Genomic DNA, 22,781 nt, shown 5'->3' on the forward strand with positions numbered 1-22,781 from the left:
GAGCCGCATGCAGAACACTACTTCTTGCTGCGGAAAATTTCCATGATATCGATGAACCCGTTGTCATCGTCGTCATCCTGCACCTCTTTTGCCTCCTCTTGACGGGGGGCGGGGGCAGCGGCGCTCTTAGCCGGGCTCTTAAAGGTGTATGCGGGGATGTCGAAATTCTTGTCGTTGTCAAAGCCGGTGGCGATGACGGTGACCTGCATTTCATCCTGCATGCTCTCGTCGTAGGCGACGCCCCAAATCAGGTTGACATCGGGGTGGGCGGAGGCGTGGATCATGCTGGAAGCAACATCCACCTCATCCAAGCCCACATCGGAGGATGCGGTGATGTTGACGATCACACCCCGGGCGCCGTTGATGGAGGTCTCCAGCAACGGGGAAGCGATGGCGGCGGCGGCGGCCTGCTCGGCTTTATCTTTGCCGCTGGCCCGGCCCACGCCCATGTGGGCATAACCGGCATCCTTCATAATGGAGGTGACATCGGCGAAGTCCAGGTTAACAATACCGGGGATATTGATCAGGTCAGAGATGCTCTGCACACCCTGTTTGAGGACTTCATCCGCAGCGGAGAAGGCGTTTTGCAGGGTGATCTTCTGCTCTGAGATGCTCTTTAACCGCTCGTTGGGGATGACCAGCAGGGCATCCACATGCTCCCGCAGGTTGGCGACCCCCACCTCGGCCTGTTCCATGCGGCGCTTGCCTTCAAAGGTGAAGGGCTTGGTCACAATGCCCACGGTGAGGATGCCCATATCGTGGGCGATCTCCGCCACAACGGGAGCTGCGCCGGTACCGGTGCCGCCGCCCATGCCAGCGGTGATAAACACCATGTCGGTGCCCTTGAGGACGCCGGCGATCTCGTCCCGGTTCTCCTCAGCGGCCCGCTGGCCTTTGTCCGGAGAACCGCCGGCGCCTTTGCCTTTGGTCAGTTTGTCACCGATGTGGATTTTATAGCTGGCTTGGGAAAATTTCAAAGCCTGGCTGTCGGTATTGACCGAGATAAACTCTACGCTCTTCATGCCGGAAGAGACCATGCGGTTGACCGCGTTTCCGCCGCCGCCGCCCACGCCGATCACCTTGATGGCGACCTCGCGTTCAAAATCGTTGTCCATGTTAAAATTCATCTGCATCCAAACTTCCCCCTATATGTGAATGATCCAAATGGGACCTATTCTTCCGAAGCGGAATAGGTAAAATATGAAAACCAAGCCGCCTTCGCCCCGCAGAAAGGTTCAGGCGGGCAGAAAGATCCATACTTAATAATTTAACAGATTTCCCGTCTTTTAGCAAGCCGAATCTCGTCAGATTGCAAAGTATTTTCTAAAAATTCACCCTTGGTTGCCACCTCTGCTTTTTCCCTGCCGCCGTTTTAGGCGGGGACTGGGGAATCCAGGCGGCTTTTGCCCAACTTTAAAACTGTGCTGTTCGAAAAACATTTTTTCCTCTTGGAAATGCTCGATCTCACTGGCTGTCAGTCCCGCTGTCAGAGGGGGCTTCCTCCGGCGGGCTCTCCCCTTCTTCCTCCCCTGGGGCAGGCGGCGGATTGGAGGCATCTCCCTTGATGGACTTGGGCAAAATGTGCAGCTCCTTGGGGATGGAGGCATCCAATACCCCCTCAAACCCATCTTCCACCGAATTTTCCAAGGCATAGGTGACAAACTGGAGCTTATACTCCAAATCCCCTTCGCTGCCCAGCTGGATCAGCAGCCGGTCCTGATAGACGATCTGTATGTTGAGCCGGTCGGTCAAATCCACCTGGGTGACATCGGGGAAGCCGGTGCTCTCCAAGGCGTCCACCAGATAGGTGAGCATCCGCAGCCGCTCCTCAGCCTCCGGCCCCAGGGTGGAACCCACCTGAGCCTCCCCGACCTGGATTCCCTTGACCAAGGGGTAACGGCCCTCCGGCTCGCCGGTGTTCTTCTCCAGCACCTTGCCCTCCCGGCTGATGAGGATATACTCCCCTTCCCCGGATTCCAGCGCCCCCAAGGGGGTGGCCTGGGTGATTTTCAGCACCACCCGGGGCGGCAAGCGGTACTCCACCTTGACGCTTTCAATGTAAGCGAACTGCTGGGTCAGCTTTTCGCTCACCTGGTCGCCGTGGACCCGGAAGAGGTTCTGCCCCGGCGCGATGCCGCTGGCAGCGATGATCTCCTCCGGGGGGTATTTGGTGTTGCCGGCCACCTCCACCTTTTCAATTTTGAAGAATACAGTCATCGACAGCGCCGCCCCCACCGAAAGCACAAAGGCCGCGATCAGTATGTAGTGGAGGATATAGCGGCCGTGACGGCGTTTTTTCCGGCGGTCCATGTTGGCTTGCCGCGCCGAGGCAGACTCCCGTTTTTGATCCTTCTTTTTCTTCACGTCCCGATTCTACTCCCTTGTGATTTTTGCGCCGAGGCTAGATAGGTGTTCTTCCAACCGTTCGTAGCCCCGTTCGATGTGTGCGATGTCGCTGACCCGACTGACCCCTGCCGCCGCCAACGCGGCGATGCACAGAGCGGCGCCGCCCCGCAGATCGGTGCACCGAACCTGGGCGCTGTGCAGGGCCGGAACCCCTTCCACCACAGCCACCCGGCCTTCTACTTTGATCCGTGCCCCCATCCTCATCAGCTCTGCGGCGTGCTTATAACGGCTTTCAAAGATGTTTTCCACAAAGACGCTGGTGCCCTGGGCCAAGGTGGACAAGGCCATAAAGGGGGCTTGGGCGTCGGTGGGGAACCCTGGATAGGGCATAGTCCGCACCATCCGCACAGGGCGCAGGCGGCGGGGGCCCTTCAAATAAATGAGATCTGGACCGGTTTTCACCTGGCAGCCCATCTCCTCAAACATGGGGAGGACGGCAGCCAGATATTCTGGTTCCGTCTTGGTCACCAGCAGTTCACCCCCAGTGGCAGCAGCTGCGCACAGATAGGTGGCGGTGGCAATCCGGTCGGGGATCACCCGGTACTCCACCTCCGGCAAAAGGGTTTCCACCCCTTCTACTACGATAGTCCCGTCGTTCTTTAGGTGGATTTTTGCCCCGATGGCGGTGAGGAACCCAGCCAAGTCCTGGATTTCCGGCTCCCGGGCCGCGTTGTGGATCACGGTGGTGCCCTCTGCCAAAACCGCCGCCAACAGGATGTTCTCGGTGGCCCCTACGCTGGGGAAGGGAAGGTTGAGCTCAGTGCCCACCATCTTTCCATCGATGGTGCAGTCCAGGTCTCCGTGATCCTCCTTGATGTTTACCCCCATCCGCTCCAAAGAAGCGAGGTGGATGTCGATAGGCCGGGGGCCCAGCTCACACCCGCCGGGGAAGGAAACCCGCGCCCGGCCGCACCGGGTGAGGATCGCCCCCAAAAACACCACCGAGGACCGCATCTCCCGCATCAGCCCGTCGGGGATATCACAGTAGACGCCGTCGTCGCTTTCCACAATGACGGTGTCCCCCTCCCGCTCTACGGTGCAGCCCAGGTGTTCCAAAATATGGGCAGCCGCCCGCACATCCGAAAGATCCGGGCAGTTGTGGAGCACGCTGCGGCGGGTCAGCAGCGCCGCAGCCAAAATGGGCAGCGCGGCATTTTTCGCACCGTGAATGGGCAGCTCCCCGCCGATTCTGTTTTCGCCTTCTATCAAAAAGTTTGCCATCATCTCGCACCCTTTCACGCTGTCAAAAACGGTTTTTGTGCCAAACCGCTCCTGCAACAGCAGTGTATGCCGGCATAAGGCAAAGGGTGAAAAAGGGGGGATTAGCGGGCCAAAAGCGCCATAATTTCCTGGTAGATCCGCTGGTTTGCATCCAGGATAGCAAGGCGCTGGGCATTCTCACCCAGCTGCCGCAGCCGCCCGGGATCATCCACCAGCTCCCCGACCTTTTGGCAGAGCAGTTCCCCTGTCAGGTCCTTCTCCTCAATGAGGATGGCCGCCCCCCGCTTTTCCAAAACCAAGGCGTTGTAGTATTGGTGATTGGCCGCCACATTGGGCGATGGGATGAGCACCGAGGCCCGTCCAGCCGCCTCCAGTTCGCTGATGGTGGAGGCCCCCGCCCGGCAGATAACCAGGTCCGCGGCAGCCAGGCATTGGGCCATGTTGTCTATGTATTCCCGGATATCGATGTGGCGGTTTCCCTCCACCTGTGCCCCCCGCTCCTTCAGCAGCTGGGGGAACAGTTCCACCCCGTAAGAGCCAGTGGCATGGATGTGGTGAATCCGGTCCCCGCCGCAGTGCCAAGCCATCAGGTCGGCCACCGCTTCGTTGATCCGCCGGGCGCCCAGGCTCCCCCCAAAGGTGAGGATGCAGAAGCGGTCACCCACCCCCAGGGCCTTGCGGGCCCGCTCCCGGTCAGCAAAGATGATGTCCTCCCGCACTGGGTTGCCGGTGACTGCGTAATCCATTGAGGGCGGCATATGCTCTTTGGCATCCTCAACCGCTAAAAGCACCTTGTCTGCAAATTTGGCGGTCATCCGGTTGGAAACCCCCGGATAGGCATTCTGCTCATGGCAGATGGTCTTTACCCCCATAGCGTGGGCTTTTTCCAACACCATGCCGCTGACGTATCCGCCGGTACCCATCACCACATCGGGCTGGAATTCCCGGATCAACTTGCGGATTTTTGGCCCGCAGGAGATGAAGCAGCCCATCGACCGCAGATTGTACTTGATGTTGAACCAGTTGAGCTGCCGCTGGAACCCCATAATGCGGATCGGGTAAAAATTATACCCCGCCTTTGGCACCAGTTTTGCCTCCATCCCCCGGGGGTTCCCCACAAAGAGGATGTTGGCCTCGGGGTGGCGGGCTTTTAAAGTCCCCGCTACGGCGATGGCCGGGTTGATGTGTCCCCCGGTTCCGCCGCACGCAAAAAGAATGTTCATAATCCTGTTTCCATTTCTTCGGCGGTACTATCCCACTGCCCCAGCTCTGCGCCGATCAAAGGGGGCTGGGGGCTATTCCCGTTCCAGAGAGCTCTGCCGGGAGATGGAGAGGACGATCCCCATCTGGGCCAGAAGCATCATCAAGGCGGTTCCCCCATAGGAGAAGAACGGCAGGCCGATGCCGGTGTTGGGCACCGTATTGGTCACCACCGCAATATTTAAAATGGTCTGCAAGCCCACCTGTGCGGTGAGGCCCACTGCCATGAGGCAGCCGAATTTATCCTTGGCCCGCAGGGCGATAACAAACCCCCGCCACAGCAAAAGGGCGAACAGGATGATGATGATCGCCGCCCCGATGAGCCCCAGCTCCTCGCAGACGATGGAGAAGATGAAGTCGTTCTGAGGCTCGGGCAGGTAGAGGTATTTCTGGCGGCTGTTGCCGATGCCGGAGCCTAAAAGCCCGCCAGAACCGATGGCATACAGGGATTGGATGGTCTGGAACCCCTCGCCCCGGGGGTCGAGGAAAGGGTTGAGCCAGTGTTCGATCCGGCCCATCATACGGTCCCATTTGCCCAGCACGAGGACCAGAAGGATCAGCGCGGTTCCTCCGGCGCCCCCCGCCAAAAACAGGTGGGAAAGGCGGATGCCGCCCACGATCATCATGATGACACCCAGGCCGACGATGAGGATGGTGCCGGACAAGTGGGGCTCAGCGATCAGCAGCACCGCCAAAACGCCCAGGATAGCGCCGAAGGGAAGAATGCCGTATTCAAACTTGTGCATCCGCTGGTAGTTGACGTCGATCAAATGGCTGAACAACAGCACCACCGCGAACTTCGCCACCTCCGACGGCTGGAAGTTGAAGGAAGAACCGATGAAAATCCACCGGTGGGCATGGTTGATCGGCGGCATGGCGAACACCACCAGCAGGAGGACGATGGAGAGAGCCATCATGGGGATGGCGAATCTCCGCCAAAAGTGGTAGTCGATTTTGGATGCGGCCAGCATGGCGATCACCCCTACCACAGCAAAGGCCATCTGGCGGGAAATGTAGTGGAAGCTGTTGCCCATCAGGTAATAGGCGTTGGCATAACTGGCTGAAAACAGCATAATCAGCCCAATGGTCAATAGGATCAGCACCAAGATCAAAAAGGTAAGATCCATGGGGCCTTGGGTCTCCCCGAAAAGATCTTCCCAAAGCTTCGCAAAGCCGTTCTTCTTTCTGCGGCTCTCCTGTTTTGTCTGTCGAATTGGACTCACCTCTTTCAAATGGCCTCTTAGGTTGGTATGGGACTACAGCCGTGCAATGGAGAAGACGGCCAGGGCCGCCCCTACGGCAGTCACCAGAGAGAAAGCGGCCACAATCTGCACTTCGCTGTAGCCGGACATCTCAAAATGGTGGTGGATGGGGCTCATTTTAAAAATCCGCTTGCCGGTGGTTTTGAAGCTGATGACCTGGAGCACCACCGACAGGGATTCCACGATGTAGATGATCCCCACAAAGGCGAGAATCAGCGGGCTGCCGATGGAAAAGGCCATGGCCACTACCAGGCCCCCCAGGAACATGGAGCCAGTATCCCCCATAAACACCTTAGCTGGGTAGAAATTCCACACCAAAAAGCCCACACAGCCGCCGGCGGTGGCCGCAGCCATCAGCTCGGCGGGGACCACCCCCAGCATCCGGCCCATGACCAAAAAGCCCAAGGAGGCCATCAAAGTTACTGAGGAGGCCAGGCCATCCAGCCCGTCGGTCAGGTTGACCGAGTTGGTGATGTAGACAATTCCCACCGCTGCCAGGGGGTAATAGAAGATGCCAAAGTCAAAATATCCGAAGAATGGGATGGGCAGGGCGGTGGTGGCGTCCCCGGAAAGGCGGATGCTCACCAGGTAAAAGGCCGCCACCCCAAACTGTAGAACCAGTTTTTGGCTGGGTGTAAGGCCCAGATTCTGCTTTTTGGAGACCTTTACATAGTCGTCCAGGAAACCGATGAACCCAAAGGCGGCGGCCATCAGGAGGCCGGCGGCAAACTTGGCGTTCTCCATCCGCTGGATGGGGGTAAACCCCCCACTGCGGGTGGCGTATAGGGCAAACCCCGCCGCGCAGGCGACTAAGATCCCCACAATGAACATCAATCCCCCCATAGTGGGGGTTCCCTGTTTGTTCTTGTGCCAGCTGGGGCCGATGTCCAAAATGGTCTGGCCGTACTTCAACTTGTGCAGAAAGGGGATCATCCAAATCCCCAAGGCAGCAGTCACCGCAAAGGCGGTCACCGTCACAATCGCCGTTGTCAATCCATCCATGGTGTGAAACCTCCAGGCTGCACCGCCCCTGGGGCGGGCAAAATTTCCTTCCCCGGGCAAGTGCCCGGCTCGATTTATGGGCGGTATAGGATGGGGAAAATCTCCTCCATCTCCATCCCGCGGCTTCCTTTGACCCACACAAGATCCCCCTCCCGCAGAGTGGGGGCTAAGGCGCGGGCCAACTCCATTTTATCCGGGTAGAAGCAGCTCTCCTGCACACCGGCTTCCTGGGCGCCCTCGGCATAGCCTTTGGCGTCCCGGCCGGCGGCCCATACCTGCTGGATGCCCAGCTTGGCGCAGAGGCGGCCCATCTCCTTGTGATCCTCATAGGAGTTGGGTCCGATCTCCAGCATGTCGGAGAGCAGGGCGATCCGCCGCCCCTTACAGGGATAGGCGGCAAAAGCAGTGAGGGCAGCCCGCATGGAATCCGGGTTGGCGTTGTAGCAATCCTCCACTACAGTATAGCCCTGGTGTTCTACGATTTTTTGCCGCATTCCGGCGGTTTGGTAAGAAGAAAGGGCCTTTGCGCAGTCCTCAGGCGAAATATCCAATTCCCGGCCCACCGCATAGGCGGCCAGGGCGTTGAGGACATTGTGTTCCCCGATGATGGGGATCACCGCAGGGATGGACTCCTCCCCCCGCCGGATGAGAAACCGGGTGGAGGTCCCCTCCTGGACGATCCCCTCCGCCCGAACCTGGCAAGCCGGGTTGTGGACGCCATAGCGGATGATCTCAAAATCCGGGTTTTCATAAGTGCCCAGCAGGTCGTTGTCCCCGTTGAGGATGAGGGGGGAGCCTGGGCGCATGCCCAGCACGATTTCGGTTTTGGCTTTGAGGATGTTCTCCCGGCTGCCCAGCTTCTCCAGATGGGCGACCCCCACATTGGTGATTACCCCAATGTCCGGTTTGGCCACCCGGGTCAGTTCCTCGATCTCCCCCAGGGCGCACATGCCCATTTCCAGCACCGCGGCCTGGTGGCTGCGCCCCAGCCGGAAGATGGTCTGAGGCAGGCCGACCTCGGTATTCTGGTTTCCCAGGTTTTTCAACGTGTGATATTTTGCGCTCAATACCGTCCAGATAAACTCCTTGGTGGTGGTTTTTCCCACGCTGCCGGTGACCCCTACCACCTTCAGGTCAAAACTGTCCCGGTAATGGGAGGCGATGGAGAGAAGCACCTCCCGGGTGTTTTTTACATAGAGCACCCGGTCCGCAGGGCGGTAATCCCCCGGCTTGTGGGCCACGGCGTAAGCCGCCCCCTTTGCAAGGGCCTGGTTGATGTATTTGTGGCCGTCGGTCACTTCCCCCTCCATCGCCACAAACAGACAGCCTGGTGTGACGGCCCGGGAGTCGTTGGTGAAGGTGTCAATTTCCCCTTCCCCGTGAAAATCCGCCCCAATCCACTGGGCGATGGTGTTGATCGGTAGTTTTTCCATGGCAAATCCTCGTCTATTTGGCATCGGCCGCTTCCTCGGCCAGCAGCCGGGCGACGACCTCTTTTTCATCGAAGTAGATGGTGCCGTAATCCAGCACCTGGTAATCCTCATGTCCCTTGCCCGCCAAGACCAGGATGTCGTCCTTCTGGGCGTTGTGAAGCGCCCATTCGATGGCGTCATACCGGTTGACGATCATCTTGTAGGGGGTACCCACCTCCAAGATGCCGGGCAGGGTGTCGTTTAGAATCTGCTGCGGGTCCTCGGTGCGGGGGTTATCGGAGGTGAGGATGACAAAGTCCGCCAAGGTGGCGACAATTTTGCCCATCTTCGGCCGCTTGGTGCGATCCCGGCAGCCGGCCGGCCCAAAGAGGCAGAGAATCCGCCCCGGGGCGAAATTCCGCACAGCGGTGAGCATCTTCTCCAATCCATCGGGGCTGTGGGCGTAATCCCGCAGGATGGTGAAATCCTTGCCTGGCGCGGGGAGGACCTCCAGACGGCCCTTTACCCCTGGGCAGGTGGAAAGGGCGTAAAGCACCCGTTCCCACCCCATCCCCAAGGCGAGGCAAGCAGCGGCAGCCCCGGTTGCGTTTGCCACCGAAAATGCCCCCGGCATGGCGATTTTCACCTGCTCCCGGCGGTTCTTCGCGGACAGGATATAGGCGCTGCCGTCGGCAAAGGTGACAATCTCCCCGGCCATATAATCCGCCGGATTACCCTGGACCGAATAGGTCTTCACCGGGCAGGGGCATTCCCCGGCCAGGCGCTTGCCATAGGCGTCATCCACATCCACCACCGCCGCGCGGCAGTGGTCGAACAGCTTGCGTTTGGCCTGGTAATAATTCTCCATGGTGCCGTGGTAATCCAGGTGGTCCTGGGTCAGGTTGGTAAAGACCCCCACTTCAAAAGTGAGGCCCGCCACCCGATTCTGATCCAGGGAATGGCTGGAAACCTCCATCACCACGTACTCGCAGCCCGCCTTTTCCATCTGGGCGAAGGTGGTGTGCAGCTGGTAGGGGTCCGGGGTGGTGTATTTGGCCAGCAGGGGCTGGTCCCCCACCTCGATCTGGATGGTGCCGATCAGCCCCACCTTGGCCCCGGTGGTCTCCAAAATATGTTTGATCAAATAGGTTGTCGTGGTCTTCCCGTTGGTCCCGGTGATGCCAACCAGCTTCATTTTGCGGGCTGGGTTGCCAAAATAATTGCCGCAGACGATGCTGTAGGCCAGCCGGCTGTTTCCCACCAAAATCTGGCCTGGGATGCCCAAATCCCGTTCCACCACCACGGCGGCGGCGCCGGCTTCACAGGCGGCCTTGGCGAAATCGTGGCCGTCAGACTGGCCGCCTTTGATACAGAAAAAGAGGCTTCCAGGCTCCACCTGGCGGGAATCGCAGGTGAGGGAAGGGATATCCTGGTCCGGGACGCTGCCTTTCCATTCCAGCCCTTCCAACAGACGATAGAGGTTCATGCTGATCATCCATTCCGCCGCTTCGCGCCGGCACATATTTGTGAGGGAATCGCTCATCTCATCACGCGAAGTACGGGGTTGATAAGATGATATTTCATGTATGCGAGCGGGATTTTGGCCAAACAATGGCCCCTCCCCGCAGTTGCCCATGCCGCAGCTTCAGCGGCGCAGGGATTTCCAATATACACTAGCATCGGCAAAAACAGGCAGATTATCCCGCCAAATCCTTGTTGATAAATTCCACGGTGACCACCGTGCCGATCTCCACTTCGGTGCCCGCCTCCGGGCTCTGTCTGGCGGCTATGCAGCCGGCGCTGTCGATCTCCACCCCGCTGACACTGATGTTCAGGCCGGCGTTGAGGATGGTGCGGTTGGCCTGTTGGCCGGAGAGTCCCACCACATTGGGGACGGTGACCGTCTTGGAGAGTTCCGACTCGTCGGTGTACAGGATGACTGTTCCGCCCTTGGGGATGGGCTGGCTGACGGCGGGGATCTGTTTGAGGACGGTGGGCCCATCGCCCACCACTTTGCTCTTCAGGCCCTGTTGGATCAGCTCGCTGGTGGCCTCATGGGGCCGGTAGCCCAACAGGTAGGGGGTAGAAACCTCTTTCTTCTCCAATTCCTCGGCGGTGTAAACCGGGTCGATGCCCATATAGGGGAGCACATCGGCCAGGATACCCTGGACGACCGGCGCGGCGATAACTGAGCCGTAGATGTTGTCCATGTGGGGCTCATCGAGGAGAATGAGCACCGCAATTTGAGGGTCGTCGGCCGGGGCGAAGCCGTAGAAGGAGGCTACCCGTTCCTGAACCTGGCCATACTCATCCAGTTTATCCAGCTTTTCCGAGGTACCGGTCTTACCGCCGATGCGGTAGCCGGGGATCTTGGCGGATTTGCCGGAGCCGCCGTCCCCCGAGACCACCAGTTCCAAGTAGCCGGCCAGCTCTTTGGAGATGCTCTCAGAGATCACCTGGCGCTTGACCACCGGCTGGGTAGTTTTGATCACGTTCCCGTCGGCGTCCAGGATCTGTTTGACCAAGTAGGGCTGCATCAGTTTTCCCCCGTTGACCGCTGCGGAAACCGCTGTGATCAGCTGGATGGGGGTCACCTTAAAGGTCTGGCCAAAGGAGCTGGAGGCCAGGTACGCCCCCGAGCCTTCGTCCCGCAGCCGCTCCATGCTGTGGTAGTTGCTGTCCGCCTCGCCGGGGAAGTCGATGCCGGTGGGCTCGGTTAAGCCGAAGTTTTCAAAGTATTCGTAGAAAGTCTCAGCGCCCATCTTTTCCCCCACCATCATGAAGGTGGGGTTGCAGGAACCCATGATGCCCTGCACAAAGGTGATGGTCCCGTGGCCGCCGTTCTTCCAGCAGTGGACCTTGCGGCCCGCCACAATGTGGTAACCTGGACAGTTGAACACATCTCCGCCGTGGACCGCGCCCGATTCCAAAGCCCCAGCGGCGGTTATGATTTTAAACACCGAACCGGGCTCGTAGGGCTCCTGGACCGCCTTGTTGTTCCACTGGACAAACTGGGCTTCCTGGAGGGCTTTTGCATACTCTTCATCGGTAGCGGTCTTTTTCAGTTCCTCCAAGGCGGCCGCGGTTTTGGGGTCGGCGATGACCAGCGGCTCGTTGGGGTCGAAGTCCGGCTTGGTGGCCATGGCCAAAATCTCGCCGGTTTTGACGTTCATCACAATCCCCGCCGCCCGGTTTTGGACGTTGTGCTCGGTGACGGCGGTCTCCAGGTGTTTCTCCAGGAAGTGCTGAACCACCTCGTCGATGGTCAGCACGATGGAGCATCCATCCTGGGCGTCGTAAAGCTGTTGGTAGCGGTAGGGCAGGTCGGAGCCCCAGGCGTTTTTCGCTGCCACCACACGGCCGGGGGTACCGCTCAAATACTTGTCATAATAGGCTTCCAGGCCATAGGCGCCCTTGTTTTCGCTGCCGGTAAAGCCCAGCACAGTGGACGCCAAATGGCCATAGGGGTAGTAGCGGCGGGTGTCCTCCTCCAGGTTGATGCAGGTGATCTTGTTGTCGACGCAGAACTGGGTGATCTGGTCGGCCACATCCTTTTCCACCTTGGATTTGACCCGCTCGTAGTACATTTTTTTGTTTTTGCCTTTGTCGATGATCTTTTGCCGATCCACATCCAATAGCTCGGACAAAAAGTCCGCCACTTGGTTTAGCTGGGCATCGTCCTTCACATCCGCCGGGGAGAGGATCACGTTCCACACCTGGGCGCTGCGGGCCAGCACCTTGCCGTTGGTGTCTAAAATCTCCCCCCGCTCGGCGCTGATGGTGGTGGAGCGCATCTGTTGGGAGAGGGCCAGCTTTTGATATTTATCCCCTTCGACAATCTGCAAATAATAAAGCCGGCCCAGCAGGATGGAAAATCCCACCACCGCCATACAAAACAAGATCACCTGGATCCGACGCTGCATTTTATTGCTGGGAGCATTTGCCATGTTCGTTCCTCCATTGGGCGGTGAGAGCGTTTTCCGCCAAAAAGAAATTAAGAGCTAAGATGAAAGTCTCTTAACTCTTAGCTGTATCATAGGTATTTTAATTTGGCATCAGGTATTCCAAAAAAGCTTGGAACCCCTCTTGGATCCGTCCCCACGGCCCCGCATTTGCCGGGCTTTGGGCAAGCACCACCCGGTCGCCTTTGTTGAGCTGGACATATTCAATCTGGTAAGCTTCGGTTTTGGAAAGGCCCATGTTGGCAGAGGCGTAATCCTCCACGTTGCGCAGGCTCATCTTCCCTTCCAATTCACTTTGCAGGCGCACCCCTTCGCTTTTCAGCTCCTCATATCTGGTGCTTTGGGCGTTGTATTCCTCGGTGAGTTCGGTGAGGATGGCATTGTTATACAGCATCACCGCCAGCATTGAGACCACCGCCAGCGCGGTGCAGGCGAGCCGCAGGCCGAGGGCGCGGTTGGCCGCCGCCCGGGAATTGCCCCTGCCAACCACATGAAGTTCCGGCGGCTGAGGCCGCAGATGCTGCTCATAGCGGGATAGATCATAAGCCGTGCTTTGTCTTGCGTAATCCAAGATAAGTCCCTCTCTTTCTCATCCGAATGATTATGATACGTCCCTGGAGGTTGTGTCCAGGCACTTATTATCCTTGTTGCTCTTCCCCTTCCGGGAGCCGTTCGCAGACCCGCAGCTTGGCACTGTGGCTGCGCTTGTTGGCAGCCAATTCCTCCGCTGTGGCCTCAATGGGCTTTCTGTTGACCAGCTTGGCCCGGGGTTTGTGGCCGCAGACGCACACCGGGAAGTCCGGCGGGCAGATACAGCCTTTGGCCAAGGCGGCGAATTTCTGCTTCACCATCCTATCCTCCAGGGAGTGGAAGGTGATGACGGCGAACCGGCCGCCGGGGGCAAGCCGTTCAAAAGCGTCGTCCAGGCAGATGGACAGGTGATCCAGCTCCTGGTTGACAGCGATCCGCAGCGCCTGGAAAGTCCGTTTGGCCGGATGGCCCCCTTCCCTGCGCGCCGCCGCCGGGATGGACTGCTTGATGATCTCCACCAGTTCAAAGGTGGTTTCCACCGGTTTTTGCTGCCGGGCTTTCTCAATGTTCTGGGCGATGCGGTAGGCGAATTTTTCCTCGCTGAACTCCCGCAGGATGCGGGTGATGTCCTCCACCGAGTAGGTGTTGACAATGTCGTAGGCAGATAGGCCGCTCTGACTCATCCGCATGTCGAGCGGGGCGTCAAAGTTGTAGGAAAAGCCCCGCTCCGCAGTGTCCAGCTGGTGGGAGGACACCCCCAAATCCAAGAGGATGCCGTCCACCCGGTCAATACCCAGCTCATCCAGAACCAGGGGGATGTTGGCGAAATCGTTCTGCACCACTGTGGCCTGGGGGAATTCCCGAAGCCGCTCCCCCGCGATGGCGACGGCGTCCGGATCCTTGTCAATGGCGATGAGCCGCCCCTGGGGCCCCAGGCGCTTGGCAATCTCCCGGGAATGGCCTGCCCCGCCGGCGGTCCCGTCTACATAGATGCCGGAGGGCCGGATGGCAAGGCCCTGAATACACTCCTCCAGGAGCACCGGCACATGGCTGAATTCCATCTTTTCCCCTCCGTTTTCCCTTCGTTTGTTAAAATCCCAGTTCATCCATCGACTCGGCGATGGAGTCGCTGGTCAGTTCCTCACAGCTGGACTGGTAACGTTCGCTGTCCCAGATCTCCGCCCGCACCGACGCGCCGATCACCGTTACGTCTTTGGTGAGGCCGGCGTACTCCCGCAGATGGGCGGGAATGAGCACCCGGCCCTGCTTATCCGGCTCCGCTTCAGCGGCCCCAGCAAAAAAGAAACGCTGCAAGTTGCGGGATTTGCTCATGGGCAGGGCACGGATCTTATCCTCCAGCACCTTCCATTCCTCCATGGAATAGACATACAGGCAGTTGTCCAGCCCTTTGGTGATGATAAAGGTGGAGCCCAGCGATTCCCGCAGACGGGCGGGGAAGTTGACGCGGCCTTTGGGATCCAGCGTATGCTGGTACTCGCCGATCAACATTCTTTCCGCCCCCTTCTTGCAATTTTCAAACCACTTTTACCCACTTTTCACCACTGTTGTTCTAATTATACATGTGGTATAAGGAAATTGCAATAGTGTGTCCACACTTTTCCCAAAAAAATCCCGGGCTTTTTTTCCTTCCCCCTTCCTGGAGCAGATTGGGTGCAAAACCATGCCAACCCGCATAAAATGGACATGCAAGAACATTCATTCGCCTCAAACCATATGTCGAATTTTATTGTTTTTTCGCAATTATCCCTCTCCCACCTTTACCAAATTTGGGAAAATATTCCTTTTCAAATTGTTTAGAAACAACCACCTAAAGGTTGGATCCCCTCCCATCCATTGGGGATTTTCCCCACCGCGCGGTGTGGAAAAACTGGCATTCCCACAGTGCTCTTTGCATCCAGTCGCGGCAACCTCTTGCCGCAAACGGACCCTGGTGCCGGAAGAGGCTGTCCCTCGGCTTTGTGCAGTGGCAGCCTGGCAATTGGGCGCTGAAAAACAGGGGCCCTCAGCAAGGCTTGGAAACAGAAAGACAGGCGCGTTTTCACGCGCCTGTCCAAAATGCTTGCTAAAATTTGATAGCAGTCCCCTATTCCTCCTGGACGCGCCCCTCCCGAAGCCCGCGGAGTACTCGGCTAAACCTGGTGTAGAACACCAGGGCCGTGATAGTAAAGGCCACCAGGTCGGCGGTGGGCTGGGCGAGGAACACACCGGTGAGCCCCAGTCCAGCAATGCTTGGCAGGATGAACATCAACGGCACCAGCAGAAACAGTTTGCGCAGCAGTGCCAGGAACAGCGAAGCTTTTGCCTGCTCCACCGCCACCAGCGTCTGCTGGCAGGCGATCTGTGCCCCGCTGATAAACTGGGCGGCCAGATAAATCCGCATGGTCCAGACCGCCGTTTCCAAGAGGGCCGGGTCGCTGGAAAAAAGGCCGGCAAACCACCCGGGGAACAACATTAAGACGGCCCAATAAGTGACTGACCACCCCAGACTGGAAAACAGCAGGATGCGGAATGCCTCCTTGACCCGGTCGGCTTTTCGGGCGCCAAGGTTGAAGCTCAGGATGGGCTGGGCCCCTTGGCTCATGCCAGAAACCGGCATCATCCCCACCTGGAGGATGCTGGTCAGGATGGTCATCGCCCCCACGGCCACATCGCCGCCCATATCCCGCAGGCGGATGTTAAAGGCGATGCTGACCATGCCCTCCGTGGACTGCATTGCAAAGGGTGAAAGCCCCAAAAGAAGCACCGGGGCTAGGATCTTCCAGCGTATGGGCATGTTTTCCCTGCGGATTTTCAGCTGGGTTTTGGGCCCCAGCAGGAACCGCATCACCCAGGCAGCCGCCACCCCCTGAGAGATGACTGTGGCCAGCGCAGCCCCCGGCAGCCCCATTCTCAGCCCAAAGATCAGGATGGGGTCCAGGACGATGTTGAGCCCTGCACCCAACAGAATGGTGATCATGCTGGTTTTGGCAAACCCCTGGGCGCTGATGAAAAAGTTCATCCCCAGGCTAATCTGCATAAAGACGGTACCCAGGGAGTAGATCCGCAGGTAGCTCATGGCATAGGGCAGGGTCTCGCCGCTGGCCCCAAACATCTGCAGAATGGGGGCCATAAACAGCTGCAGCACCAGGGTGATGGTGGCGGAGATCAGCAGGATGGTGGTAAAACAGCTGCCGAGAATCCGCTCCGCACCGGCATAGTCCCCCTCTCCCATACGGGCGGAGACCCGCGGCGCACCGCCCATCCCCACCAGGGAGCTGAAAGCGGTGATCAAAATCAAAATCGGCATGCAGACCCCCAGGGCAGAGAGGGCCAAATGGCTTTGCCCCGGGAGGTTGCCCAGATACATACGGTTGATAATGCTGTACAGCGCATTGGTCAATTGGGCTAAAATGGCAGGCAAGGACAGCCGCAGCAGCAGTTTGCCGATGCTGTCTTTCCCCAGATCCACCCCGGTTTTTGACCGGCTGTGGTCTTTGCTCATCCAATCACTCCCCTTTTAAATGGTTCATCCTGTTTAGCGTTCCACCGAATGGGGCGATTTGCCGTGGGAAATTCTCCCAAAAACGCAGCGCAAAAGGGGATGTCCCTTGGGGGGAGAATAAGACAAGGGCCTTTCCCCAATAGGGAAAGGCCCTTGTCTCTACAGCTATTCTTCAATCTCCCGCACAAATAGGGAGTATTTCCAATTCTCATTACCGGAGACCAGCATCCATCCCTCCTGGCCCAGCTTAGCTAGGCGTTCCAGGTGCTCCGCGTTCTTTTTTTCCGGGTCCAAAGACCAAGTGGGGCTCAAATCCACCGTTTTGTATTCAAACCGTTTCATCGGGACTCCTCCTTGTCTTTGCGGACAATGGAGCCGGGGGCAAAGGCCCGGCTGCATGGAATCCGAACCTTCTGCATGGGGTGGCGGGCGGCGTCCAATTCCTCCCCTTCCAGGGAAAGGATTTTTTTCACCGTCAGTTCCACCGGCTGGGACTTGGGTTCCAGCACCTCCACCCGGTCGCCGGGCTTAAAGTAGTTGCGCTGAGTCAGGGTCAAAAGGCCCTCCTCCCAAGAATCCACATTGGCGACGATGTCGCACTCCCGCACATAGCCGCCGCTCTTGTAACACTGGTCCGGCCGGCCAAAGTAAAACCCAGTGGAATACTCCCGGTGGGAGACCTTGCGGGTCTCATCGGCAATCCACTGGGGAAGCTGGAACTCCCCCGGGTTTTGGGCATACAAGTCCACCGCCGCCCGGTAGGCGTTGGTGATCACCCCCACATAGTAGGCGGATTTGGCCCGCCCTTCGATTTTGAGGGAACTTACCCCGGCGTCCACCAACTCCTTGATATGCTCGATCATACACAAGTCCTTGGCGTTGAGGATGTAGCTGCCCCGCTCGTCCTCGAACACGGGGAAATACTCGCCGGGGCGCTTTTCCTCCATCAGGTGGTAGGACCAGCGGCAGGGCTGTGCGCATTCGCCCCGGTTGGCGTCCCGCCCGGTCATGTAGTTGGACAGGAGGCACCGGCCGGAAAAGGACATGCACATTGCCCCGTGGACAAAGGCTTCAATCTCCAGCTCCGGCGGGGTGTGGTCCCGGATGTATTTCACGTCCTCGATGGAGAGCTCCCGGGCCAGCACCACACGCTTAGCCCCCAGGTGGTACAGCTCGGTGGCGGTGAGGTAATTGACCACACCTGCCTGGGTGGAAATGTGGATGTCCACCTCCGGCACCGTGCGTTTGGCCTCCATCAGCACCCCCACATCGGCGACAATGAGGGCGTCCACCCCCACATCCCTGGCATAGCGCAGGAAGTCTGGAAGCTCCGGGATCTCCCTGTTCAGGGGCAGGGTATTGCAAGTCAGGTAGACTTTCACCCCATGCTTGTGGGCCAGGGCCACCCCATCCCGCAGTTCATCCTGGTCAAAGTTGGCGGGATTCGCCCGCATGCCGAACTGTTTGCCCCCCAAGTACACCGCATCCGCCCCATAGCGGATAGCTGCCTCCAGCCGCTCCGAATCTCCCACGGGGGCGAGGACCTCGGGCTTTTTGATTGGGTCTGTCATCCTAAACTGTCCCCCTTCTAATCCTGGGTATCGGTTCCGTGGACCTCGCCGGTCTGGGCGGCGATCCGCTCATTCTGGTAGTGCTGGTCTGCGGTTTTCGCATAATAGAACTTGCCGTTCGCATCGGTCAGGAAGAAGTAGTAGTCGGTGTCCTCCGGGTAAAGGGCGGCCTTGATGGCGTCAATCCCCGGATTGCACACCGGACCCACCGGCAGGCCGGTGCATTTGTAGGTGTTGTAGGCGTCGTACATCTCCTGATCGTTGACCTGCAAAAAGGGTTTGATATCCCGGTTGACATAGAAGATGGTCACATCGGACTGGAGGCGAGGGTATGTGACGGAATTATCCAAGCGGTTGTGGAACACCGAGGACACCCGCCCCATCTCCTCATGCCCGGAAGACTCCTCCTGGATCATCGAAGCCAAGGTGATGGTCTCATCCAGGGTCAGGTTCTGGTTTTTCATCTGGGCGTACATCTCATCGGTGATCTTGGATTCAAAGTTGTCCAAGAACCGGGCGGTGACCCTCTCCGGGCTCTCCCCCAGGAAGAAGTCGTAGGTGTCGGGGAAGAAATACCCCTCAAACCGGCGGAAGCGGTGTTCCTCCTTGGGGATCTTCTCCACAAAATCGTACTTCTCCTCCAAATTGGCGGTCTCCAAGTAGTTATATAGATCCTGGGCTTTGCAGACCCCCTTCTCCTCCAGGAGGTTGGCGATCTCCCGCAAAGTCATCCCCTCTGGGAAGGTGATGCGGACGGTATTCTGCTTTTCGTTGCCCGTCTGCAAGGCCACAATGATTTCGTCGTAGCTCATATTGGAGTTGAGCAGGTAGACCCCCGGTTTAAACTTGGAGGTTGAGTTGCGAAGGCCTGCGTACAGCTGGAAGGTCAGCTTCTGAGAGATGACCCCTTCGTCCTTGAGCAGGTTGATAATCTGCCTGGAGGACATGCCGCTCTCCACGGTGATTTCAATCTGCTGGTCCTTTTGGTTGAGCCCAAACAGGTCAGAAAAACTCTGCAAGGCAAAGACCGCCAAAAAGATGGACACCCCCACCACGGCGGCGATGGTAAGTAAGCGGCGGCTCACCTTGCTGGGCTTACGGCTGGGCCGGCGGCGCCTATCCTGGGGATTTTGGTTGTTTCTATCCATAACATTCCTCCTGCGGTACCATTTCCCGGCTATTCGACCGGATTCGATTTTATGTTGGTATCATACCGCATTTTTTCATGAGAATCAATTGCCGGATTGCGTAGGCAGTAGTATGTAGCCCGTACCTGCCTCTCACTCCCGAGGGGAACCTCTGCGCAGGGCGGGGCTTTTCAAAAAGTTGACATACCGTTCGGTGACCAAGGCGCTGACCGGCACGTCATACCGCCCGTGGAGAATCCGCCTGCGGATGCACTTCACATAGGTCACCCCCACTTTATACCCCGGGTAATGGGCCAAAAAGCGGTCGTAGTAGCCGCCGCCATACCCGATGCGGTAGCCGGACAGATCGTAGAGGAGGGCGGGCACCACGCAGATGCTCTTGGAAAAATCGGTGATGAGGGCGCAGCGTTCCGGCACCGGCTCCAGCACCCCGAAGGTGCGTTTTTCCAGGTCGTCCAGCGAGCCGATCTCGTAAAACTCCATCAGCCGGGTGCCGTCGATGCACCGGGGGACCCCCACCCGCTTGCCGTCTGCCAGCGCCTGGCGGATCAGCTCCCGGGTGTCCACCTCAATGGCAGTGGACACATAGGTCAGCACCAAAGAAGCCTGCTGATACTGCCGCAGCGCCAGCAGCCGGCGCAGGATGGCGCTGTCTTTTTTGGCCTTGGCCTCGGCGGGAAGGGATTGCCGGTACGCCTTGGATTCCCGGCGCAAGGCCCCTTTGTATTCCCGTAAGTCTATGTTTTTCATCCTGTTTTACCTCTCTGTCGGGGCCGCTTAATCCAAGGTCAGTCCCAGATAGGAGGCGCGGCCCTCTACGTCTTCCAGCTTCTTCTGTCGTTTTTCTTTGATCCAGTGGGCCATGGCATAGGGGGCCAGCTCCCCGGCGGGGATGTCCTCCCACAGCCGGTACTGGTACTCCTTGGCCCCATAGCGCCGGTGGACGGCTTTGGCCACTTCATAAAAATCCACATCCTTGGGCAGCACCAGCTCTTTGACCAGCACCTTGTCCCCATCGGGGAGACAGTAGGCGTATCCCCCGGGGAAGGAGAGGACTTCTCCCCCTGTGTACCCGGCCTCAATATCCTGGTAGGAAAGAGCCCTGGTATCCCACCGGCCGAACATGTGGCACCGATTGAAATACCGGTTGCGCAGGGCCGCCTCCCCTGCAAAGGAACTTTCAGCGAGAGGTACCCCTTCCCCTGGGGGGATCTCGCCGGCAGGAAGGGCCATGCGGCGGCAGTTAAACTCGATGGCGTAACCCCGGTGCTCATAGAACTGGAACAGCTCTTTGGTGGCCGGCACCAGGATGGAGAGGATGACATCCTCCTTTTCCATCTCCCGGTGGGCCCGGTGGAGCAGCCGGGTGCTGATCCCCCGGCCCCGGAAATCCGGATGGGTGGCCACCCCGTAGATGTACCGGGCATCCATCTCGCCCAGGGGGGTGATGACTGTGATGGGCAATAGGAACAGCATTCCCGCTACCCTCTCCCCTTCTACATCCACCAGGCATTCCTTATCCCGGAAGCGGTGTTCAAAAAACAGATCGATGTAACCCTCGGGGTCGCCGAAGGAGAGTTTCCACAGCTCCTTGAGGGCGGGTACCATCGACCGGTCGGCAAATGCGATCATGGCGTCGTCTCCTTTCGGGCGCGTTTATCCCCGCCAGACGGCGTGGAATTTGCGCAGCAGGATGTCAGGGTAATAGGATTGTTTGGCCTTGCGAAGGCCCTCATCTCCGGTGTCGTCCTCCCGGTTGACGTAGGTAAACCCCTCGCAGGCATACCGGACGAACTGCTGATTGATCATGGGGTAAGCGCCGGGCACATCCCAGAACGCCTTCTCAATGTGGACGATGAAGGTGTCCTCGGTCAAGGGGCTTCCCATGGTGTAGGCCACCGGGCGGCCATCGGCGATGAGCAGGCCCCCCTTGAGCCCCAGGTCGGTGAAGTGGTCAAAGGCGCTCTTCACCGCCTCCCCCTCTTGATCCAGGCTCTGGTTGTCCTCCCCTTCCTGTGCGATGATCTGTTTCCACTGCTGGTTCATCTCAAAGGCGTAGGGCAGATTGTCCAGGGTGAGGGGTTCAAACCGCCAGTCGTAGGTCTCCAAAAACCGGTTGATATGGTTGCGCTTGCCGTGGAGCTTCTTGCCCGAGAGGCTGGAGAGCTTGTCCACCGAATAAATGTAGTCAAACTGATCCCTGCGCTCGCTAAATTCAAACGCGCCGGGGAAGTTCTCCTCCAGACAGTCCCGCATCTCATCGGTGACCCCGTTGAGGCGGAAGGGCAGGCCGTCTTTGTCCGCATCCGCTTTCATGGCGAGGATAGCCTCTTTTAAATCGCCGTCGCCGGCTGGATACAGGTAATTTCGGCCATGCCCCCCATCGGAGCGGATCAGCGCCCGGTTCCCCAGGCGGGTGCATTCAATTTGATAGGCCTTGCGCCAGTTGTAACTGTTAGAAAAACAATATTCGCTCCCCCGGTATTGGGAGAGGTGGAACAGCTCCCCGATCCATGTGCGGTCGGAAAGCTGGATTGGATGGAACTCTACCATAATATCACCTTATTTTAAAATTTCTACCGACATTCTGCGAACAGATTCCGCAATTTTCTCAATAGGCAGGGGGGATATGCCGTCGCAGCAGCGGACCGTCCTCCACCCCAGGCGCTGGGCAGCGTACAACGCAGCTTCCCGGCAGCGCAGCAGGTACTGAAAATTGGCCTCATGGATGTCTTTTTTGGATTCATCCCCCTGGTACCGGCCCTCGATCAGCCTTCGGGAGGTCTCCGGCTCCATATCCAGATAGATGACCCCGTCCGGCCAAGGGATGCCCAGGAGGTTATACTCATACTCTTCCAGCCAGGAGAGGAACCCGTCCCATTGTTCCTTGGGGAGTTTCACCATCTGGTGGGCGGCGTTGCTGGTGGTGTAGCGGTCTGCGATGATCAGCTTCCCTCCCAAGTAATCGTCTTTCCACTGGGTTTGGTAGCTGACATACCGGTCCACTGCGTAAAAACTGGAGGCCGCATAGGCATTGACCTCCTCTAAGCTGCCGATCTCCCCCGAGAGGTACATTTTCACCAAGGTGGAGGAGGGCTGCCCATAATCGGGGAAGGAGATTTTGCGGACCGGATCGCCCACTTCCAGAAGCGATTGATACAACAGCTCGCTTTGGGTCGCTTTGCCGCTGCCATCCAGCCCTTCAATTACAATCAGTTTTCCCTTGTGCGTGTTCAATATGCCACTTCCCTTGTTTCTTTGGCAAGTTTTGGCCCAAATAGAAAAGCCTAGCCAATTCATACAGAAATATTATACTATATAAGTCCAAAAAAAACCACCAGGGAACAAAAAACTCTCTTTTTCGTTTTGTGCGTTTCTCCCCCTTGCTTTCCCCTGAAAAAAATAGAAGCCCGCACAAGGCCATGGCCGGCTCGGACCTAAAAAGGGGAGCCTGCCCTTTCCTGGGTAAATCCATCCTCCTTCCACCGTTTCACTCCCCTTGGC

At 58.2% G+C, this 22,781-nt stretch carries 20 protein-coding genes; all 20 read right to left on the reverse strand.

Annotation, left to right across the window (positions count from 1 at the left end; all coding sequences use genetic code 11):
* Nucleotides 1–17 precede the first annotated feature (17 nt).
* Entirely contained in the window at nt 18–1,127 is a 1,110-nt protein-coding gene (ftsZ, locus tag RDQ42_RS00240) for a cell division protein FtsZ (protein ID WP_054331705.1), read from the reverse strand.
* A gap of 337 nt (nt 1,128–1,464) precedes the next feature.
* Entirely contained in the window at nt 1,465–2,364 is a 900-nt protein-coding gene (locus RDQ42_RS00245; RefSeq protein ID WP_231358270.1) for a cell division protein FtsQ/DivIB, read from the reverse strand.
* A gap of 9 nt (nt 2,365–2,373) precedes the next feature.
* On the reverse strand, nt 2,374–3,627 hold the full coding sequence (murA, locus tag RDQ42_RS00250; RefSeq protein ID WP_231358269.1) for a UDP-N-acetylglucosamine 1-carboxyvinyltransferase: 1,254 nt from the start codon (nt 3,625–3,627) through the stop codon (nt 2,374–2,376).
* Nucleotides 3,628–3,728: 101 nt separating this feature from the next.
* On the reverse strand, nt 3,729–4,850 hold the full coding sequence (gene murG / locus RDQ42_RS00255) for an undecaprenyldiphospho-muramoylpentapeptide beta-N-acetylglucosaminyltransferase (protein ID WP_231358268.1): 1,122 nt from the start codon (nt 4,848–4,850) through the stop codon (nt 3,729–3,731).
* Between the two features lie 72 nt (nt 4,851–4,922).
* On the reverse strand, nt 4,923–6,014 hold the full coding sequence (gene ftsW / locus RDQ42_RS00260; protein ID WP_071428459.1) for a putative lipid II flippase FtsW: 1,092 nt from the start codon (nt 6,012–6,014) through the stop codon (nt 4,923–4,925).
* Nucleotides 6,015–6,143: 129 nt separating this feature from the next.
* Nucleotides 6,144–7,151 (reverse strand): phospho-N-acetylmuramoyl-pentapeptide-transferase, encoded by a 1,008-nt coding sequence (gene mraY, locus RDQ42_RS00265; protein ID WP_231358267.1) that lies wholly within the window; start codon nt 7,149–7,151, stop codon nt 6,144–6,146.
* Nucleotides 7,152–7,225: 74 nt separating this feature from the next.
* The gene (gene murF, locus RDQ42_RS00270) at nt 7,226–8,584 is read right to left on the reverse strand and encodes a UDP-N-acetylmuramoyl-tripeptide--D-alanyl-D-alanine ligase (RefSeq protein WP_231358266.1); all 1,359 of its coding nucleotides are present in this window, start codon (nt 8,582–8,584) and stop codon (nt 7,226–7,228) included.
* A 13-nt stretch (nt 8,585–8,597) separates the two neighbouring features.
* Nucleotides 8,598–10,049 carry a UDP-N-acetylmuramoyl-L-alanyl-D-glutamate--2,6-diaminopimelate ligase gene (locus RDQ42_RS00275; RefSeq protein WP_231358265.1) on the reverse strand — a complete coding sequence of 484 codons (1,452 nt, stop codon included), beginning with the start codon at nt 10,047–10,049 and terminating at the stop codon, nt 8,598–8,600.
* A 211-nt stretch (nt 10,050–10,260) separates the two neighbouring features.
* Entirely contained in the window at nt 10,261–12,510 is a 2,250-nt protein-coding gene (locus RDQ42_RS00280) for a penicillin-binding transpeptidase domain-containing protein (RefSeq protein WP_195254282.1), read from the reverse strand.
* Nucleotides 12,511–12,607: 97 nt separating this feature from the next.
* Nucleotides 12,608–13,096, reverse strand: coding sequence for a hypothetical protein (locus RDQ42_RS00285; RefSeq protein WP_054331651.1), 489 nt, complete (start codon nt 13,094–13,096; stop codon nt 12,608–12,610).
* 67 nt (nt 13,097–13,163) lie between these two features.
* Entirely contained in the window at nt 13,164–14,117 is a 954-nt protein-coding gene (gene rsmH / locus RDQ42_RS00290) for a 16S rRNA (cytosine(1402)-N(4))-methyltransferase RsmH (RefSeq protein WP_054331650.1), read from the reverse strand.
* A 28-nt stretch (nt 14,118–14,145) separates the two neighbouring features.
* Complete coding sequence (gene mraZ / locus RDQ42_RS00295) at nt 14,146–14,565, reverse strand: division/cell wall cluster transcriptional repressor MraZ (RefSeq protein WP_054331649.1); 420 nt, start codon at nt 14,563–14,565, stop codon at nt 14,146–14,148.
* A 595-nt stretch (nt 14,566–15,160) separates the two neighbouring features.
* On the reverse strand, nt 15,161–16,558 hold the full coding sequence (locus RDQ42_RS00300) for an MATE family efflux transporter (RefSeq protein WP_231358263.1): 1,398 nt from the start codon (nt 16,556–16,558) through the stop codon (nt 15,161–15,163).
* A 165-nt stretch (nt 16,559–16,723) separates the two neighbouring features.
* Nucleotides 16,724–16,900, reverse strand: a complete 177-nt coding sequence (locus RDQ42_RS00305) for a DUF4177 domain-containing protein (RefSeq protein ID WP_231358262.1) — start codon at nt 16,898–16,900, stop codon at nt 16,724–16,726.
* Nucleotides 16,897–18,129, reverse strand: a complete 1,233-nt coding sequence (locus RDQ42_RS00310; protein WP_231358261.1) for a U32 family peptidase — start codon at nt 18,127–18,129, stop codon at nt 16,897–16,899. Before RDQ42_RS00310 ends, RDQ42_RS00305 begins: the two co-directional genes overlap by 4 nt.
* A 17-nt stretch (nt 18,130–18,146) precedes the next feature.
* Nucleotides 18,147–19,277 carry an endolytic transglycosylase MltG gene (gene mltG / locus RDQ42_RS00315; protein ID WP_231358260.1) on the reverse strand — a complete coding sequence of 377 codons (1,131 nt, stop codon included), beginning with the start codon at nt 19,275–19,277 and terminating at the stop codon, nt 18,147–18,149.
* Between the two features lie 132 nt (nt 19,278–19,409).
* Entirely contained in the window at nt 19,410–20,027 is a 618-nt protein-coding gene (locus tag RDQ42_RS00320) for a 5-formyltetrahydrofolate cyclo-ligase (RefSeq protein WP_231358259.1), read from the reverse strand.
* Nucleotides 20,028–20,054: 27 nt separating this feature from the next.
* Nucleotides 20,055–20,909 (reverse strand): GNAT family N-acetyltransferase, encoded by an 855-nt coding sequence (locus tag RDQ42_RS00325; RefSeq protein ID WP_231358258.1) that lies wholly within the window; start codon nt 20,907–20,909, stop codon nt 20,055–20,057.
* A 24-nt stretch (nt 20,910–20,933) separates the two neighbouring features.
* Nucleotides 20,934–21,830: a DUF2156 domain-containing protein gene (locus tag RDQ42_RS00330; protein WP_231358257.1), complete on the reverse strand. Its 897-nt coding sequence runs from the start codon at nt 21,828–21,830 to the stop codon at nt 20,934–20,936.
* A 9-nt stretch (nt 21,831–21,839) separates the two neighbouring features.
* Entirely contained in the window at nt 21,840–22,514 is a 675-nt protein-coding gene (locus RDQ42_RS00335) for a deoxynucleoside kinase (protein ID WP_054331642.1), read from the reverse strand.
* Nucleotides 22,515–22,781 lie beyond the last annotated feature (267 nt).

This window comes from uncultured Merdimmobilis sp. (assembly GCF_902471145.1).
GTDB classification, from domain to species: Bacteria; Bacillota; Clostridia; order Oscillospirales; family Ruminococcaceae; genus Merdimmobilis; species Merdimmobilis hominis.